Source organism: Suttonella indologenes (assembly GCF_900460215.1).
GTDB lineage: Bacteria > Pseudomonadota > Gammaproteobacteria > Cardiobacteriales > Cardiobacteriaceae > Suttonella > Suttonella indologenes.
This window is the reverse complement of record NZ_UHIA01000004.1, coordinates 1067837-1084781: the sequence shown is the minus strand read 5'-3', so window position 1 is coordinate 1084781 and position 16945 is coordinate 1067837. Positions and strand designations below refer to the sequence as shown.

Annotated in this window: 21 protein-coding genes and 1 pseudogene; 8 read left to right on the top strand and 14 right to left on the bottom strand. The window is 46.9% G+C overall.

The features are described 5' to 3' along the window. Nucleotides 1–27 precede the first annotated feature (27 nt). Nucleotides 28–1734, bottom strand: coding sequence for a proline--tRNA ligase (locus DYC63_RS09385; protein ID WP_115218981.1), 1707 nt, complete (start codon nucleotides 1732–1734; stop codon nucleotides 28–30). Nucleotides 1735–1796: 62 nt separating this feature from the next. Beyond that, nucleotides 1797–2294 carry a hypothetical protein gene (locus tag DYC63_RS09380; protein WP_115218980.1) on the bottom strand — a complete coding sequence of 166 codons (498 nt, stop codon included), beginning with the start codon at nucleotides 2292–2294 and terminating at the stop codon, nucleotides 1797–1799. 157 nt (nucleotides 2295–2451) lie between these two features. On the opposite strand from DYC63_RS09380, the gene DYC63_RS09375 reads away from it, so the two are divergent. Both DYC63_RS09375 and DYC63_RS09370 read left to right on the top strand, forming a co-directional pair. Next, nucleotides 2452–3435: a malate dehydrogenase gene (locus tag DYC63_RS09375; RefSeq protein WP_115218979.1), complete on the top strand. Its 984-nt coding sequence runs from the start codon at nucleotides 2452–2454 to the stop codon at nucleotides 3433–3435. Between the two features lie 77 nt (nucleotides 3436–3512). Further along, a complete protein-coding gene (locus tag DYC63_RS09370; protein ID WP_115218978.1) occupies nucleotides 3513–4106 on the top strand; it encodes a glutathione S-transferase family protein in 594 nt (197 codons plus the stop codon). 120 nt (nucleotides 4107–4226) lie between these two features. On the opposite strand, the gene DYC63_RS09365 is transcribed toward DYC63_RS09370, so the two are convergent. The 4 genes from DYC63_RS09365 to DYC63_RS09350 are packed head-to-tail and all read right to left on the bottom strand — an operon-like array spanning nucleotide 4227 to nucleotide 6638. Beyond that, entirely contained in the window at nucleotides 4227–4736 is a 510-nt protein-coding gene (locus DYC63_RS09365; protein ID WP_115218977.1) for a hypothetical protein, read from the bottom strand. 3 nt (nucleotides 4737–4739) lie between these two features. Continuing rightward, nucleotides 4740–5681 (bottom strand): D-2-hydroxyacid dehydrogenase, encoded by a 942-nt coding sequence (locus DYC63_RS09360; RefSeq protein WP_115218976.1) that lies wholly within the window; start codon nucleotides 5679–5681, stop codon nucleotides 4740–4742. A 10-nt stretch (nucleotides 5682–5691) separates the two neighbouring features. After that, nucleotides 5692–6279 carry a MarC family protein gene (locus tag DYC63_RS09355; protein WP_115218975.1) on the bottom strand — a complete coding sequence of 196 codons (588 nt, stop codon included), beginning with the start codon at nucleotides 6277–6279 and terminating at the stop codon, nucleotides 5692–5694. Beyond that, the gene (locus tag DYC63_RS09350; protein ID WP_172459480.1) at nucleotides 6279–6638 is read right to left on the bottom strand and encodes an ArsC/Spx/MgsR family protein; all 360 of its coding nucleotides are present in this window, start codon (nucleotides 6636–6638) and stop codon (nucleotides 6279–6281) included. The genes DYC63_RS09355 and DYC63_RS09350 overlap by 1 nt, the downstream gene beginning before the upstream one ends. A gap of 44 nt (nucleotides 6639–6682) precedes the next feature. On the opposite strand from DYC63_RS09350, the gene DYC63_RS12965 reads away from it, so the two are divergent. From DYC63_RS12965 to dinB, 3 genes are read left to right on the top strand one after another with little or no spacing between them, the layout of a single operon-like run. Beyond that, nucleotides 6683–6847 (top strand): hypothetical protein, encoded by a 165-nt coding sequence (locus tag DYC63_RS12965; protein WP_218564600.1) that lies wholly within the window; start codon nucleotides 6683–6685, stop codon nucleotides 6845–6847. After that, nucleotides 6844–7332 carry a LysE/ArgO family amino acid transporter gene (locus DYC63_RS09345; RefSeq protein WP_218564599.1) on the top strand — a complete coding sequence of 163 codons (489 nt, stop codon included), beginning with the start codon at nucleotides 6844–6846 and terminating at the stop codon, nucleotides 7330–7332. The genes DYC63_RS12965 and DYC63_RS09345 overlap by 4 nt, the downstream gene beginning before the upstream one ends. Further along, nucleotides 7329–8405: a DNA polymerase IV gene (gene dinB / locus DYC63_RS09340; protein WP_115218973.1), complete on the top strand. Its 1077-nt coding sequence runs from the start codon at nucleotides 7329–7331 to the stop codon at nucleotides 8403–8405. The genes DYC63_RS09345 and dinB overlap by 4 nt, the downstream gene beginning before the upstream one ends. A gap of 130 nt (nucleotides 8406–8535) precedes the next feature. Here dinB and DYC63_RS09335 read toward each other — a convergent pair whose 3' ends face one another. The 5 genes from DYC63_RS09335 to DYC63_RS09315 all read right to left on the bottom strand — a co-directional run bounded on the left by DYC63_RS09335 (nucleotide 8536) and on the right by DYC63_RS09315 (nucleotide 11390). After that, nucleotides 8536–9372, bottom strand: a complete 837-nt coding sequence (locus DYC63_RS09335; RefSeq protein WP_115218972.1) for an NAD-dependent epimerase/dehydratase family protein — start codon at nucleotides 9370–9372, stop codon at nucleotides 8536–8538. Further along, nucleotides 9369–9782, bottom strand: a complete 414-nt coding sequence (locus tag DYC63_RS09330) for a hypothetical protein (protein ID WP_115218971.1) — start codon at nucleotides 9780–9782, stop codon at nucleotides 9369–9371. The genes DYC63_RS09335 and DYC63_RS09330 overlap by 4 nt, the downstream gene beginning before the upstream one ends. Nucleotides 9783–9905: 123 nt before the next feature. After that, complete coding sequence (locus tag DYC63_RS09325; RefSeq protein ID WP_115218970.1) at nucleotides 9906–10391, bottom strand: DUF2269 family protein; 486 nt, start codon at nucleotides 10389–10391, stop codon at nucleotides 9906–9908. Then, a complete protein-coding gene (locus tag DYC63_RS09320; protein WP_115218969.1) occupies nucleotides 10388–10765 on the bottom strand; it encodes a DoxX-like family protein in 378 nt (125 codons plus the stop codon). Before DYC63_RS09320 ends, DYC63_RS09325 begins: the two co-directional genes overlap by 4 nt. Nucleotides 10766–10871: 106 nt before the next feature. After that, nucleotides 10872–11390 carry a GbsR/MarR family transcriptional regulator gene (locus DYC63_RS09315; protein ID WP_115218968.1) on the bottom strand — a complete coding sequence of 173 codons (519 nt, stop codon included), beginning with the start codon at nucleotides 11388–11390 and terminating at the stop codon, nucleotides 10872–10874. A 500-nt stretch (nucleotides 11391–11890) separates the two neighbouring features. Between DYC63_RS09315 and DYC63_RS09310 the strand changes: the two genes are divergently transcribed. After that, entirely contained in the window at nucleotides 11891–12295 is a 405-nt protein-coding gene (locus DYC63_RS09310) for an LLM class flavin-dependent oxidoreductase (RefSeq protein ID WP_115218967.1), read from the top strand. Between the two features lie 15 nt (nucleotides 12296–12310). Here the strand turns inward: DYC63_RS09310 and DYC63_RS09305 are convergent, their stop codons facing one another. Then, nucleotides 12311–13693 carry a surface lipoprotein assembly modifier gene (locus DYC63_RS09305; protein WP_172459479.1) on the bottom strand — a complete coding sequence of 461 codons (1383 nt, stop codon included), beginning with the start codon at nucleotides 13691–13693 and terminating at the stop codon, nucleotides 12311–12313. 57 nt (nucleotides 13694–13750) lie between these two features. After that, nucleotides 13751–14533 (bottom strand): hypothetical protein, encoded by a 783-nt coding sequence (locus DYC63_RS09300; protein WP_115218965.1) that lies wholly within the window; start codon nucleotides 14531–14533, stop codon nucleotides 13751–13753. 151 nt (nucleotides 14534–14684) lie between these two features. Between DYC63_RS09300 and DYC63_RS09295 the strand changes: the two are divergent. Beyond that, nucleotides 14685–14909: pseudogene (locus tag DYC63_RS09295) on the top strand (helix-turn-helix domain-containing protein); the annotation flags it as partial. Between the two features lie 130 nt (nucleotides 14910–15039). Beyond that, complete coding sequence (gene dgt, locus DYC63_RS09290) at nucleotides 15040–16284, top strand: dGTP triphosphohydrolase (RefSeq protein WP_115218963.1); 1245 nt, start codon at nucleotides 15040–15042, stop codon at nucleotides 16282–16284. On the opposite strand, the gene DYC63_RS09285 is transcribed toward dgt, so the two are convergent. After that, nucleotides 16173–16925, bottom strand: coding sequence for a zinc-binding dehydrogenase (locus tag DYC63_RS09285; protein ID WP_245888229.1), 753 nt, complete (start codon nucleotides 16923–16925; stop codon nucleotides 16173–16175). The genes dgt and DYC63_RS09285 overlap by 112 nt on opposite strands. Nucleotides 16926–16945: the final 20 nt, after the last annotated feature.

Below are 16945 nucleotides of genomic sequence, written 5' to 3'. Positions count from 1 at the left end.
CTTTTTTCGCGGGCATACAAAGGCGCATCATTGGAATAAGCGGCTAATCTCGCTGATTTTCACGCGCCGGGCTTGCTCTTCTTTACGGCGTTTGAATTCGACTTCCCCTTCTGCCAAGGTTTTCTCGGAAATCACAATTCGCGCGGGAATACCGATTAAATCCATATCGGCGAACATAAAGCCGGGACGTTTGCCGCGATCATCTAAAGCGACATCAATACCTTGCGCCAGCATGTCTTGGTACAACTGCTCCGCTGCCGCTGCGACTTCCGGCGATTTATGCGCATTGATAGGCAAAATCGCTACTTGGAAAGGCGCTATCGCCTCCGGCCAAATAATGCCGTTTTCATCATGATTTTGCTCAATCGCCGCCGCCACGACGCGCGTTACCCCGATACCGTAACAACCCATTAAAACACTGCGATTACTACCGTCTTCCATCGGCACGTTTAAATTCATGGCTTTGGAATATTTATCGCCCAATTGGAAAATATGTCCGACTTCGATGCCGCGCATAATCGACAAACTGCCTTTGCCGTCCGGCGAAGGATCGCCGACCACCACATTGCGGATATCCGCCATGCGCGACAAGGCTACATCGCGCTCCCAATTGACATTGAAATAGTGATAGTCTTCTTCGTTCGCGCCGACGGCAAAATCCGCGACCACTGCGGCAGCATGATCGACAATCACGGGAATGCCCAATCTATCCAAACCCACAGGGCCAAGCGAACCGAAACCTGCGCCGCCGGTTGCCGCACGCACTTTGTCTTCGCCCGCCATGGTAAGCGGCTTCGCCACTTCCGGCAAATGCTCCGCCTTAATGGCATTAAGGCTGTGATCGCCGCGAATCATCAAAGCGACCAATCCGCCTTCAGCACCTTCTACCAATAAGGTTTTCAATGTGCGTTCAATCGGCAAATCATAATTTTCCACTAATGCCGCGATGGTTTTGGTATGCGGCGTATGGCGTTTTTCCATTGCCGCCGTCGCTGCCGGGCGAGGTGTTGTCGGCGGCAGAGCCTCGGCTTTTTCAATGTTGGCGGCGTAATCACTGCTATCGGAGAAGACCACATCATCCTCGCCCGTTTGCGCCAAGACATGAAATTCATGCGAACCCGTACCGCCAATCGCGCCGTTATCCGCCATTACCGCACGATAATTCAGCTGCAATCGATCGAAAATATTGCAGTAGGCGCGATACATTTTCTCATAAGAAGCCTGCATCCCCGCCTCGTCCAAATCAAAGGAATAGGCATCTTTCATAATGAATTCGCGTCCGCGCATCACGCCGAAACGCGGACGCACTTCGTCGCGGAATTTGGTTTGAATTTGATACAGATTAACCGGCAATTGTTTGTAACTCGATAAATCGCGCTTGAGCAAATCGGTAATCACTTCTTCATGCGTCGGTCCCAAACAATAATCGCGTTTATGGCGGTCAATTATGCGCAGCAATTCCGGACCATAATCCTGCCAACGCCCCGATTCCTGCCACAATTCTGCCGGTTGCACGCCCGGCATCAAGACTTCAAGCGCGCCGGCGCGATTCATTTCTTCGCGTATAATCGCCGACACTTTATTCAAAACACGCAAACCTAGAGGCAACCAAGAATAAATGCCTACGGCAGTTTGGCGAATCATGCCCGCCCGCAACATCAATTGATGACTAATCACTTCTGCATCAGCAGGAGTTTCACGCTGAGTAACCAGCCAGAACTGTGAAAAACGCATAAGTATTTCCTAAACAAAAAAAGCTAATCCGCCATCTGCGGATTAGCTATAAAAATCAAAATTTATTGACAGAATTCAGCAACTTGAGCTTGTGCTTCCTGCATACGCTGAGCTACGGCATCATCTGACAAAGGCACTAAATTACCATTGCCGTCATCTTCGTAAACCGTCGTTTTATTGCGCATCATACCGATGTTTTCGCGAGCCAAATCACAGCGTTGCTCGCGTGAAATACTGCCTTGCGGCAGGTTTTCATCGGCGGCTGCATTGCCGTCTTGACCTGCCATTTCCATTGATTCCGGACGCACGGGGCGAATAATATTGCTGCCGGTTTCATTGGCATAAGGGCGATCTTTGCGGATTTCCATGCCATATTCATTAAGCGTAATATAATTGCTTACGCCGCGCGGCGGGGCTTTGCCATAATGCGCCACACCGTTTTCAAACCATTTATAAATCACAAATTGATTATCTAAAGAGACCGATCCATCCCTGTTCTGCGCTTGTGCAGATGCAGCGGCACAAGCTGCTAAGACCACGCAAAGTAATGTCTTTTTCATGTTTGATTCCTTTCCACGTTTAGAAAAACTATCTTATTCTAGCGCAAAATTTCTCTTTGTTCACAGAAAGATTAAGGATGTTCAATTTTTTGACCGCTTTTAAAGACGCGTTCTGCTAAAATGGCGGCTCCGTCAATTCAATACTAGGAGAAATCAGATGAAACCTGCTGTTCGTGTGACCATTACCGGTGCAGCCGGCAATATCGGCTATGCCATGGCATTTCGTATTGCTGCCGGAGATATGCTCGGGCCGGATCAGCCGATTATCTTGCAATTACTTGAAATTACGCCGGCACTTGAAGCACTTAAAGGCGTGGTGATGGAATTAAACGATTGCGCATTTCCCTTGCTGCAAGACATTATTGCCACTGACGATTTAAGTGTCGCATTTAAAGACTGCGACTATGCCATGTTAGTCGGCGCGCGTCCGCGCGGTCCGGGTATGGAGCGCAATGATTTGCTAGCTGCCAACGGCGCGATTTTCGGTCCGCAAGGCAAGGCAATCAATGATTATGCCTCACGCGATGTCAAAGTCTTGGTAGTAGGTAATCCGGCAAACACCAATGCCCTGATTGCACAAGCCTCGGCGCCTGATTTGGATCCTAAGCAATTCACCGCCATGACGCGTCTTGACCACAACCGCGCTTTATCACAATTAGCGGAAAAAACCGGCGCGCATACTACCGAAATCAAGAATATGACCATTTGGGGCAATCATTCCTCAACGCAATATCCCGATCTCAATCATGCCAGCGTCGGCGGCAAACCTGCGACTTCATTAGTCGATGAGGCATGGATTAAAGAAGAATTCATTCCTGTGGTGCAACAACGCGGCGCGGCAATTATCAAAGCGCGCGGCGCTTCTTCTGCCGCATCCGCCGCCTCGGCAGCGATTGACCATATGCGCACATGGGCATTGGGCACAGCCGAAGGCGATTGGGTCAGCATGGGTATTCCGTCCGACGGCTCTTACGGCATCGAACCGGGCATCGTGTATTCTTATCCCGTTACCTGTAAAGACGGCAAATATGAAATCGTGCAAGGTTTGGCGATTGACGCCTTCAGCCGCGAAAAAATGGATGCCACCGCACAAGAATTACGCGAAGAACGCGTAGCGGTGCAAGATTTGCTCGACAAATAATCCGATAAATCCTCTGAAAACCCGCCGTATCGGCGGGTTTTCAACATCTGCAACTCATTATCCGATAGGAAATTCTAATGCAACTTTATCTCTCTACACGCTCTCCTTACGCCCGTCTTAGTTTGATTGCCGCCTACCGTGCAAATAAGCAGGATTTGAATCTACACTTTGTCAAGCCTTGGGAAAATCCCGCCGAACTGGAAGCCGTCAATCCCTACAGCCAAATCCCTGCTTTAGTGCATGACAACGGCTTAGTCATCACAGAATCCCTCATTATCATGCAAAGCTTTGCCGGTAATCTGTTTAGCGGCGGACGCAGCGATGCCCTGCTCGGCTATGCGATGGCGACTATCAATCAAATCGTGCGCTATGTCAGCATGAATATGGTCGCCGGCGATACTGCCGGCAGCGCCATGCAGGCGCGTTCTCTCGCCGCCTTGGAAAAAGCCCTGCCGCATGCGCCGCTACTCAATCCGCAAGGCAATGATTGGGGCAATATTTGCTTAGGCGTCGCTTACCGCTATTTGGAAATGCGCCTGCCGGAAATCTATGCCCGCCGGCTCAGCGCCGACAATAAAGCGGCGCTGAAGATTTTCTGCCGGCGTGATTTTATGCGCAAAACCGAAAGCGCCGAATTGGAAAAATTACCTAAAACCCTTGCGGATTTATAGGTATTGATAGATATGGTCGGAGAATTGGAAAGCACGGCGGTATTAACCCGCTCTGTATTGCGGCTTCCCTTCTCCGACTAAGGCTGAACACTTGAGCAAAAACAAGGCTATGGCAGGCATTTACGGAGCTTGATAATCCAATAAACACTGCGCAAGACTTTCTTTAAAAGGTATTTTTTTACCTTCGTAATATTCAAAAATCTCACTGACACGACATTTTTTATTCTGACATTCCAATACATAATCTACTTTACTGTCTTCATAAAAACGCACTTCTATCACTTCAGGCGTTTGCGGATTCGGGCTAATTTTTAAGGTTTCTTTTAATTTGGGCAGATCATAATCCTGTCCCTGCACGATATAGTCATGCTCTAAACACACCACCGTTTCATCACGCTGCGCCAATAATTTATCTAGGGCGATCACAGCTTGAAAACTGGGTGAAAACATTTTTTCCACCACAGTCAATTCTTCAATTTCCGCGCTTTGATTTTCAGCAAGAGATTGCTGCTCTTTTTCCAAGCCCATTAAATAGGTTTGGTATAAATGCTGGACAAATTGCAGTTGCTCGGTTTGTGCATAAGCAGAAAGGCTGAACCCGAAAGCAAGACATAGCAGATAAGACTTCATGATTTACTCCTCTGTTTGCGCAATAAAATCATTCACTTGCTCTGTGAGAATCGTCCACAATTTGCGCTGCGCATATTCGCTTGCCCAAGCGATATGCGGCGTGAATAAAACGCGCGGATGTTCGCTGATGCGTAGCAAGGCTTCATCCGCTGCCGGCGGTTCTTGGATGAAGACGTCGCCGCAGTAGCCCAGCAATTCTCCGGCTTCAACTGCATCGACCACCGCTTGGCTTTCTACCACAGGCCCGCGCGCGGCATTGATGAGCAGCGGTTTTTTCTTCATTAAAGCGATGGTATCGCGCTTAATTAGAGATTTGGTTTCATCGGTCAGCGGACAATTAAGCGAAATCACATCCGCTTTTGCCAGCACTTCTTCAAAGGGCAGATAATCGCTGTTGCGCGGCGCTTTGTCGCGGCGTTCCGCCCACAGCACCTGCATGCCGAATGCGGTGGCGCGTTGTGTGATGGCTTTGCCTACATCGCCGGCACCGATAATGCCTAAGGTTTTGTTGTGCAAATCCAAAATGCTCGGTTCGGTGAGACAGAAACGTCCGTCCGCCTGCCAGCTGCCGTCTTGCACCGCTTGATGATAGGGTTTTAAACCGCGCAAGGCGGCGAGCATGAACATCATGACGTGTTCCGCCACACTTTCCACCGAATAAGCGGCAACATTTTTTACGGCGATACCGCGCGCCTGCGCCGCCGGAATATCGACATTATTCATGCCGGTGGCGGTAATTTGAATCAGTTTGAGTCGAGGCAGACGGGCGAGCAAATCGGCGTGTAATACGACTTTATTTGTGATGATGATTTCGGCATCTTGCGCGCGCTCATAGACTTCTTCTGCGCTTGTGCGATCAAATACCTGCCAATCGCTGATTTTTTCCGGTGCGACTAAGGTAATTTCGGCGGAAAAAGTGGCGCGGTCTAAAAATACGGCTTTCATCGGTATCTCCTTAAATTTGTAAACTCGATAGGGCGTTAAGCATCATTTGCACGGCTAGACAGATAAGAATCATGCCCATCAGGCGCTCGATCGCTTTTAATCCGCGATGACCTAAGATGCGAAACAGAAAGGGGGCGGATAATAAAATAACGGCGCTGACCAACCATGCTAACGTCATGGCGAAATAATTCGTCCAAAAATGCGTAGGTGCATTTTCCGTCAATAAAATTAATGTGGCAAGTAAAGAAGGGCCGGCGACCAAGGGAATGGCAAGCGGCACAATCAGCGGTTCGCCGCTGATTTCTTCATCGCCCATCACGCCGCCGCGCGAAGGAAAAATCATACGCAAAGCAATGATAAACAATACAATTGCGCCGCCGATACCCACCGCCTCGCGCGACAGTCCCAAAGCTTTCAGTATCACTGCTCCGGAGAGCAAAAACAAACACATAATCCCGTAAGCAATCCATAATTCGCGGCGCAGCACAATGCCGCGCCGCGCCGGCGGCACGTCTTTGAGTACCGCTAAAAAGACAGGAATATTGCCCAAGGGATCCATAATCAAAAACAGCAGAATCGCGGTGGAAAACAGCTCCATTATGCCTCCTCGATTTCGGCCAAAATATCGGCTAATGCAGCGGCGGGACGACAAACAAAGACTTGCTTTGCCGTTTCCAAGACAGGGCGGTTGAGCAAAATCGGCTCGGCGGCAATCGCCGCGATAATCTCGGCATCATCCGCCTGCGCCAAAGGCGCTGCGGCGGCTTCTTTGCTGCGCAAGAGATAATCGGCGGATTTACCGCTTTTGACGACCAATTCTTGCAGCTTTGCCGCGCTTAAAGCTTGTTCGAGATATAGAATGATTTCCACATCAATCCCCTGCTCTTCTAGTTGTGATAACACGGTGCGTGATGTGCCGCAACGCGGATTATGATACAAACGGATATGGGCGGACATAGCAACTCCTTTATTTACAGCAATCGATAATGACATTATGCCTGATGGCTCTATACAATGGCGAATTTTACTCCGAGAACAAACCCATGATAAGTGCCCTGATTGACGGCTTTCTTTTCAGTCTTTCGCTGATTCTCGCCATCGGCGCGCAAAATGCCTTTGTATTGCGCCAAGGCATGATGGGAAAACATATTTCTGGATCTGTATGATTTGCGCATGTTCGGATGCCCTTTTGATTCAAGTCGGCGTCTTCGGCTTGGCGGCGATAGAAGACCTTATTCCTTCCTTTGCCTTGCTGATGCGTTACGGTGGCGCCGCTTTCTTATGTATTTACGGCATTCTGCGTTTGCGTTCGGCATGGCAGGGCGGCGAAAGCTTGAAGATTCAAGACGGCGCACAGGCGCAAGGCCTGAAATCCACCGTCCTGACTGCTCTTGCCATCACATGGCTGAATCCGCATGTCTATCTTGATACCGTCATGCTCCTAGGTAGCGTCGCCTCGAATTATCGCCCTTGGCAACAGAGTTTTGCCATCGGCGCGAGCCTCGCCTCATTCTGTTTTTTCTTCTCGCTAGGCTACGGCGCGGCAAGTTTGCGTCGCTATCTCGCCCGTCCTGCCGTATGGCGGATAATCGAAGTCTTAATCGGCATCTTTATGCTCTATTTAGCTGTGCATCTCCTTTTTGTACCATGACAGAGACGCACAAAATCATCCATATCGATATGGATGCGTTTTACGCCTCCATTGAACAGCGCGATTTTCCCGAATTGCGCGGTAAAGCCGTGATCGTCGGCGGTTCGCCGCAATCGCGCGGCGTCGTCGCCACCTGCAGCTATGAAGCACGCCGATTCGGCATCCGTTCCGCCATGTCCTGCGCGCAGGCCTACCGTCTGTGCCCGCAGGCGATTTTCGTACCGCCGCGTTTTGATGTTTACCGTGCCGTCAGCGACGAAATCCGCCGCCTATTCCTCGCCGTTACGCCTTTGGTAGAACCACTTTCTTTGGACGAAGCCTATTTGGACGTTACCCACAGCGGCATTTTGCAAGGCTCTGCCAGCCGCATTGCCGATTTGCTGCGCCGACAGATTTTCGAGCACACCCGATTAACCGCCTCCGCCGGCGTCAGCTATAACAAAATGCTGGCGAAAATCGCATCCGACCTCAATAAACCCAATGGTATGGCAGTCATTCTGCCGCAAGACGGCGCCGCCTTTGCCGCCGCCCTGCCTGTGCATAAATTTCACGGCATCGGCAAAGTTACCGCCGCCAAAATGCACAGTCTGGGCATTCGCAGCGGCGCGGACATGCTTGCCGCAGGCGAAAAAGAGCTGCTGCGCCATTTCGGCAAAAGCGGCTTGTTTTATTACCAAATCGCCGGCGGCAACGACCCGCGCCCCGTGCAATCTCGGCGCGAACGCAAATCGATTGGCGCGGAAACCACCTTCGCCCACGATTTATATCAGACGCAAGACATTCTCGCCGCCCTTGCCGCCCGCAATGCGGAAGCCTTTGCGCTCTTGGAAAGCAAAAACCTGCATGCGCGCACCCTCAGCATCAAACTCAAATTCGGCGATTTCAGCCAAATCACGCGCAGCATCAGCATCAAGCCCTATTTTTTCACGGCGGCCGACGCATGGCGGCATATTGAGCGGCTTTACCGCGATTGCCCGCAAAAACAAGCCGTGCGCTTAGTCGGCGTGAGCTTCTCGGGACTGCAAACCAAAGACATTCCCCTGCAACCCGATTTATTTGAAAAAACAAACTAAAAAATTATAAAATCATTAGCTTAGATAAAATACCTAAACAATAAGACCGTCTTAGAAATAAAACCATCATCAGAGAATAATTGCATTCGAGTAAAATGACAGTCGCCTTATTCATCATCAAGCTCATATTTCAATACACAAACTCCCGCACTCCCAAAGGTACATGCCCCAATAATTGCGCGAAATCGGCATTGTCCGCACAGGAACCCTGCGCCAACAGTTTCATATTACCTGCGCTCACAAAACCATTGCTCAAAATATTCATAATAGGCAAAACAGGCTGAATCAAAGCCATCGGAATCGGGATGATTTTCAAACGATTTTCTTTGTGATGAATGACTTGTCGCAAAGTTTGCAGATAATTCGCCAAAGTGTGCTGCGTTGCGCCTGTCATGTTCACGATTGTGCCGTGCGGACGTGGCTTATCGGCAAAATTCGCCAAACCTTCCGCCACATCAAACACATGCACAGGCTGAATATCAAATTGACCGCCATTGGGCAAAGTGATAACAGGCAGTTGCGCCATCTTCAAAAATATTTTGCTGCTTTCGCCGCCGCGCCCAAACACCAGCGAAGGTCGCGCCACATTCACAAGCAAACCACTAGATAATAAAGCCAAATCGCCACGCCCTTTACTACCGACAAAATTGACTTCATGGTTTTCGTCCGCGCCCAAAGCGGATAATTGCACCCAACGTTTCGCGCCCAATTCCTGCGTCCATTTTGCCAGCTGCACGGGCGCATGATGATGCACGGTTTCCAAAACAGCCGCATGGCGACTCATCACGCCCACCGCATTAATGATGACTTCCTGATTTTGTAAAACTTTTTTCGCAGCAGCTTCATTCATATTCAAAAAATCAATCTCTTGGCGTGTGGAGATATGCACATGATGTCCGCGTTCGCGCAAAATGCACGCAATTTGGCTGCCAATAAAACCGTGTCCGCCTAAAATCAGAACATTCATGATATTACCTTATTTTCTGTATTTTCCGAAATGATATTTTGCTGTTTTTCAGTCTGCCTCAACAGTTTTTCCTTCTGCAAAACCTGAATTTGCTTGCGAACCAAATACGCCAACACCAACAACAAACTCACGCCACCAAATATCGACCAACGCAATGAATACAAGATTATTTTGCCCAAATCATGCTGCCCATTCGGCACAAACAGCAACACACATAACATCGGCAAAAACAGCGTCAAACCCAAATATAAACGTTGCCAAAATATCGCCGCTACCTCTTTCACACCATCACGTTCATCATCGCACAAAAAACCCAAAGTTTTGGTCAATGGCACGTTCAACAAGCCCCAACACACCGCACTGATGATTAAGGCAATCACGCCCATGGCAAACAATTCAAATAATTCCATGATTTAACTCCAAATTGTTGAAAATAACATTATTCAATGATAATCGGGAACAAACGGCACATCATGAGAGCCGAAAAACCTTTGTTTCTGCATTTCAGGCTGCATGAATATGGATGTTCCATTTTAAGACATCGGTTTCAGAACCATCAGAAAGAACACAATCAGCATCGCTAAAAATGCGGGATAACCCAAGCATTCCCAAGCCCGTTGGTAACGACGATATTCGCTAGGCAAGGTATTTTCGCCTTTTGCATAAGCATCTTGTGTCATTTTCGCCATTTTGATTTGCAACCAAACCACAGGCAGCCAACAAGCACCGGCCAGTGCATACAAAGCCAATGTCCATTTCACCCACAGCCACGCGCCGTCCCAAGTAAATGGCATGCCCATTTGATGCAACAGCCAAATTCCAGACAAAGGCTGAAAAATTACCGCAGGCGTGGTGAACCACCAATCGGCTTTCATCACCCATTTGGAAACCACAGCTTGCGCGGCAACCGAACCGCTGCGATTCGCCCAAAACAGATAAAATGCCGTGCCAAAACCCGTCCCCACCATCACAACCGATGAAATGATGTGCAATGTTTTAACAATTAAATAAGTATTCATTTTTTAATCTCCTGTTTTTTCTGTTGAAAAAGAAAATAAAGAACCGCCAAAATCGGGATATTTTTGATTAAAGGCGCAAACGGGTGCGACCACATTTCAGGCAGCCTGAACGCAATAATTATGCTGTACACCAAGATAGTTGCAAATTGAAATAAATAAAACAAAGGCTTATTTTTTAATACGGTAAAATAGGCGATAGCCAACGCCACATCCAAACCCGCCGAAGCATAAAACACGGCTGCTTGCCATTCATGCGGAATACCAACTTGCGCCAGCAAATCCAATGAAAATTCAGTTGCAAAAATAACGGGTTGAATGCCGCTCCATGCCCACAGAAAAGCTATTGAAGCATAAATATAATGCGGTGTTTTCATTTTTAATTACCAAAACTTCTGTAAAAACAGAAATAAAAATTGAAAAAATTTTGTGCTTTTGTTTTAGGCAGCCTAAACATTTAAACTGCCTGAAAATCTATTTAAATCAACGCAATAACTTCTGAATGCTCGCGCCCAATTTCAGCACTTTTGCCATTGTTGCGGTGGACAATTTCAGCATTTCATTTGTCCAACCGGTTAATGTAGCAATGAAATCATGGGTTTGGGAAATGCGCTTTTTCACGGCTTCGTTTTCATTCACGAACTCGGGTTCTTGCATCAACTGGTGCAAAAATTGCAAGGTCGGTTCGATTTCGCGGCGTTGACGGTGCTCCACAATGATGCGGAACATCGTCCACACGTCTTCATAAGTGGTGAAATAATCGCGGCGGTCGCCCAAAATGTGCGTAACTTGAACCAGTTGCAAATTCTGCAATTCTTTCAAACTGGTGGAAACATTGGAACGCGCCACGCCCAAGGTTTCACAAATTTCATCGGCATTCATGGGTTTGCCCAAAATGTAGAGCAGCGCGTGAATCTGCGCAACTGTGCGGTTCACACCCCATTTCGCACCCATTTCTCCCCAATGTAAAACGAATTTTTCGGTAGTAGGATTAAGTTTCATCTTGTCTTCTTCCTGCTTTCAGCTATCTTGAAAATACAATAACGGTAGTCTAGCCTCTTTTATAATTTCTGTCAATACTGAAATTAAAGAATACTTAAATTGAAATCCTGAGCTTCTCAATGTAGATAATCAAAACGATAGGTATTACATAATATTCATATATATCATATAGATATAAAATCATTCAAAGGCATCATACAGAAATACTCCAAAAATGTGGGATTGACAAAAACTTCAGCTGAACAGCATTTTCCCCATTGCCATATTCTGGCATAATTTTTTTACATTTCATTCAATAAATTAAAATCAAACCTCTGATTTAAAACATGACATATACTTTAAAACTGCCTGAAAATAAATTTCCATTTCTAAAAACTATCTTATCATTTATCGTCATTATTTTATAAAAAATAAAACATTATAATATCTTCATTCCATAAATATTCACTTTATTTAATTTAAGAAGCGATAATGAGTAAACAAATGCTTATTGGGCTGGTATGACAGATACGTTTGGAGCCAGTCAAAGAGCCTGGCTTGACCCTGCGGTTGACACCAAAACTCACCCCGATTTTGATGCCGACATTCGTGCTGCCAAACTTGCCGAGCAGGGCAAATTTCAGTTTTTGTTTTTGGGCGATTTTCCTGCGACCGTGCCACAGGATAACTCTTTTGTGGGCGGTATGGCGTTAGAGCCGATTGTCGCATCGGCAGTCATTGTCATTGCACAGGCAACGAGTCATATCCGCATAGCGGCGACAATGGCAACGTCGTGGAGCATTCCTTATACGCTTGCTCGCCAATTCAAGACGCTTGATGTGATGAGTGGCGGACGTATGGCATGGAATGCGGTAACAGGGGCAAAACGCCGCTGCATTCTCGGCGCATTGCACTGCGCGGATTAGTCTTTAATCCAATATTTAGAAATCTTTAAAAATACTGAAATAAACACGGCTATTTGTCTTATCATATAATTCGGATAAATTGCTATCGGTATTTACATATTGATAATTCAAAATAGGCGTTATACCCTGCCAAGAAAAATGAGGAGAAAAAACACCCAGTCTTGCTCTATGTTCAATATCTTCTCTGGCATCGGGATAAAAAGTATTGGCTTGATCAAATTTACGCGAAACCACCTGCCAATCCGCTTGAATACCAAATGAATTTTCAAAGACATACTGTCCGCCGGTAAATAAACTGGCTTGCGTTTCCCGCTCTTGCTCGCTTTGTGTGTGCCTGCGGTTAGCGGCAATGCCGCCATATAGGTAATAATTGGATTGTTGATTTAATAACATCGCATTTGCGTGGTATTTATTGGCATTCAAATGAGAAAGTTCATCATATTTCTCATGACTGATACCTGCACCGAATCTTGCCTGCCAATTAGGATGAAATCTATATTTATATTCCACATTCATGCCTAATTCTTTATTATAATCATCACTGCCTAACCAATTTTTACCGATATACGGCTTCACATCCCATTGATGCCGCAAAGTTTGATAACGATAGCCGGCAAATATTCTCGATTTATATTCATTATAATCTTTGCTATCTGCATAAGCCAAAGCATTGAGATTAGCCCCCAGCTGAAAATGATGCGCACCGTAAATCGGAAAGAGGCGATGAATATCTGCAGAAAGCTGCATACCGGTATCGGATTGCGGCAAGGATTTTGGATTTTTAGATAAAACCAAACCTTGCACAACAATGTTTTCATGCTTGCCGGCATGGTTGATATTGTCATTTTTCTCTATACTGGCTTCAAATCGATATTGATTACGATAAAATTTATCGATTTCTTGCAAATATTTTTCTAATAATATTCTGCTATTTTCGCTTAATAAAGATTGATTGATTTTTAATATTTCTGTTCTCGCCAAATCATATTGTCTGTCTTCAAACAGCGCTTGGGCATAAGCAAGGCGGACAAAATCATAATCCGGCCGTAAAGCCAAAATTTTCTCATAAAAAGGCAAAGCCGAATGAGGATAGAATTGCTGTCTAAGCATCGCAGCTTGTGCAAAATCCGCTAATATAACATCCGCATTGGCTTGTTGGCGGTACATCGGCAGATATTGCTCTAAAAATTCATAATCTTTTTGAATTAAAGCATATTCAATCGCTTCTTCCGCACTCAGCGATATTTCTTCTTTATTTGAATATTCGATATTATCTTCAGGCGCATGTATTTTACTTTCAGCCACATCAACACCGAAATCCCTCAAATGATTCGGCAAATTTTGCGCCGAAATGCCGCTAGCGGCCAAATACAGAATAAAATATATTTTTTTACGCATGAATACATCCATAAAATTAAAAGAAGCAGCAAATGCTGCTTCTCGTAATTAGGATAATTACTGTTTTCCAGCAAATCCGCCTTGATAAGTAGCGCCGTTAACTTCACGGCTAAATGTGCCGCCCATTTCTTTGGCTTCGCCGTATAAATGGGCTTGCGCTGTGTTGCTGGAGAATTTGCTGCCTAATTGATCGCTAAAATCTAATTCGCTGGCAGCTACGATAGGATTATAGCGATTGCCGATATTATTCGGCGATTTCATGCTGTCTGTAACACGTACTTCTAGTATTTTCCCTGCAGCGCCCCAAGCCAAATCAGCGTGCATGTTTGCAATCACTTCGCTTGTGCCGTTATGCACTCCCATTGCCACCCCATGATAAGAAGCATTAATTTCTGCTGCATCAGCCGGTGTATAAACTTGTCCGATATTAACAAATCCTGCCGATTTTCCGGTCGTATTATCAATGACTTGACCAAAAGTCTGATATTCCCAACCTGCTGCGCTCGGATCACGCAGATAAACGGAAACACTGCCGTCATGGTTATCATAGCCTTTAACCGCGGCAAAAGCAGGATTCACATTTTCACCATTTTTGATTGCATTCATGCCGGCATCATAACCGGATTGACCAGTTGCCGAACCGTTGAAATCAGCTTTTTTCAAGCTTAGTTTGCCGTCCGCTCCAACGACGACTTTGCTATTCATGAAATTCACTTTACCTGCATCAGCCGTTTTAGAAGACAGCAAACCCAAGTCTTCTACACGATTCCTATCGCCATGCGAGCAAGCCGCTAATAATAGCGCCATGCCTAAAACCGAATAAATTTTAAAATTTTTCATACTGTTACCTCTTAAATAAAAGAATGTTTTCCATCTCTCCTTAGCAGAGAGAACTGCATTATATGTCACAATCAGTGTACATGTCACGATTAGTGTACATGTCACGATTAGTGTACATGAGAAATTTAGCGGCTATATGAAAATTAGCCGAATGAAATCGCTAACAAAAAAATTCGGTCATCGCATAAAGTATCTACGCACCATGCGAGGCTATTCCCAAGAGCAATTTGCCGAAAAATGCGGCTTTGCCCGCACTTATATGAGCCGAATCGAAACAGGAGGCGCTAATCCCTCATTAATTGCATTAGAGGTTTTAGCAACCGCTTTGGAAGTGAGTTTGTCGCAATTATTAAATTTTGAGGAAAAAGACTCCGAGTCAAAACCTTAATTTTTATACATCACTACATTTTTCTTATCTATTCATAATCCCTGAATTTCTTTGTGCTAAAGGCGGTAAAGCCGCCATCACATGCTATACTTCCGCTTTCTTTTTTCCAGCAATCAGCATGAATTGGACTTCTCTTTTCTCAACCTTGCGCATCGGCTCGGCGGCGCAGCCCGAGCCTTCGGTGCGTTCGGATTTTCAGCGCGACAGCGACCGCATTTTATTCTCCGCCGCGTTTCGCCGCATGCAGGATAAAACGCAGGTATTTCCTCTGGAAAAAAACGATTATGTCCGCACCCGCTTAACGCATTCTTTGGAAGTCTCTTGCGTGGGACGCAGCTTGGGCAGCAGTGCCGGCACGACTTTGCTGATGCGCTATCCCGAGCTTCAGCAATACATCACGGCGGCGGATGTCGGCGATATTGTCGCGGCAGCATGTTTGGCGCATGATTTGGGTAATCCGCCTTTCGGACATTCGGGCGAGCAGGCAATGCGGGATTTTTTCGTCAGCGATAATGGACGCGATATGTTGCAAGCCTTACAGCTAAGTCCCGCAGAATGCGCGGATTTAACGCATATTGAGGGCAATGCACAAGGATTTCGCATTTGCAACCGCCTAGAAAGCCCCGATAATCACGGCGGTTTGCGCTTAACCGCCAGTACGCTTGCCGCTGCCGCCAAATACCCTTGCACGGCATTTGCTGTGCAAGATCAGGCTTATTACAAGAAAAACGGCGTGTATATCGATGATGTGCAAGACTACGCGGCGGTTTTTGCCGCGCTGCATCTGCCTGAAATCGCGCCGCATGTCTGGCAGCGTCATCCGTTGTCCTATCTCATGGAAGCTGCCGACGATAGTTGCTATTTGATTGCCGATATTGAGGATGCCTACCAAATCGGGCAAATTCCCTTCTCCGATGCCTACGATTTGTTGCAGCGCATTGCCCGTCCTTTTGTCGATGATGTGCGTTTGCAGAAAATGCAAAGCAAAAGCGACCGATTAGCCTATTTGCGCGCCAAAGCGATCGGCTGCTTGGTGCATGAAACCCTTGAAGTCTTCTGGCAGTCCGAACAAGCGCTGCTCGGCGGCTATTTCAAAGGCGCATTGCTTGATCATATCCGCAGCTCCACGGCGCTTCTTCATCATCAATATCTTCAAGCGCATCGGCAAAGGCGGCAAGAATTTTGTCTAAAGATTGCTCGGGCGGACAGAATAGTTCAAGCAAACATTCTGCGGCATCAATTTGTGTGCTTTTATAAGGAGAGAAACTCATTTGCGCTTCCTGTGTTAACAATAATGCGTCCTGCGGGACGCTTCGCCCAATCTCGGCATACGGGAATAACTTCATCTAAAAAGATTTCTTGATAAGGCATGTGCGCGACAAAATCGCTGTCGAATAATTTTGCCAGCCAAGACCAGATTTGCTCCCGCTGTCCGCTGCGGCAATCGCCGGAGCTAATGCCGTACAAAGTCACACCGCGCAAGATAAAGGGCATAACAGAGCCCTGCCAAGCACTGCCTTCCGCCATACCGATTGCACAGACTGCGCCATGCGGCTGAATTTTGCTCAATAATGCCGCCAAACTCGCACCGCCTAAGGTATCAATCGCGGCGGAAAATTGCGCCGAATGCAGGGCTTTGGGATTGTCCTTAACCTCTGCCAAAGACAGAATTCTTTGTGCACCCGCTTGATAAAACAAGGCTTCATGCTCATCAGGCGAACGCGCCGATGCCACAACATCATAGCCCAAATAGGCCAATATCCGCACCGCCCACAAGCCGACCGCGCCATTAGCTCCTGTAACGGCGATTTCGCCGTCTTCAGGCACAATGCCATGTTTGAGCAATTTATCAACCGCCAAAGCAGCGGAAAATCCTGCCGTGCCTAATAACATCGCGGTTTTGCTCGTCCAAGCGCTTGGTATGGGAACGATACTGTCGGTATTGACCGCAATCATTTGCGCCAAACCGCCGTTCACTTGCTCGCCCAGACCGGCACCCGCCACCAAGACCGCATCGCCCTTTT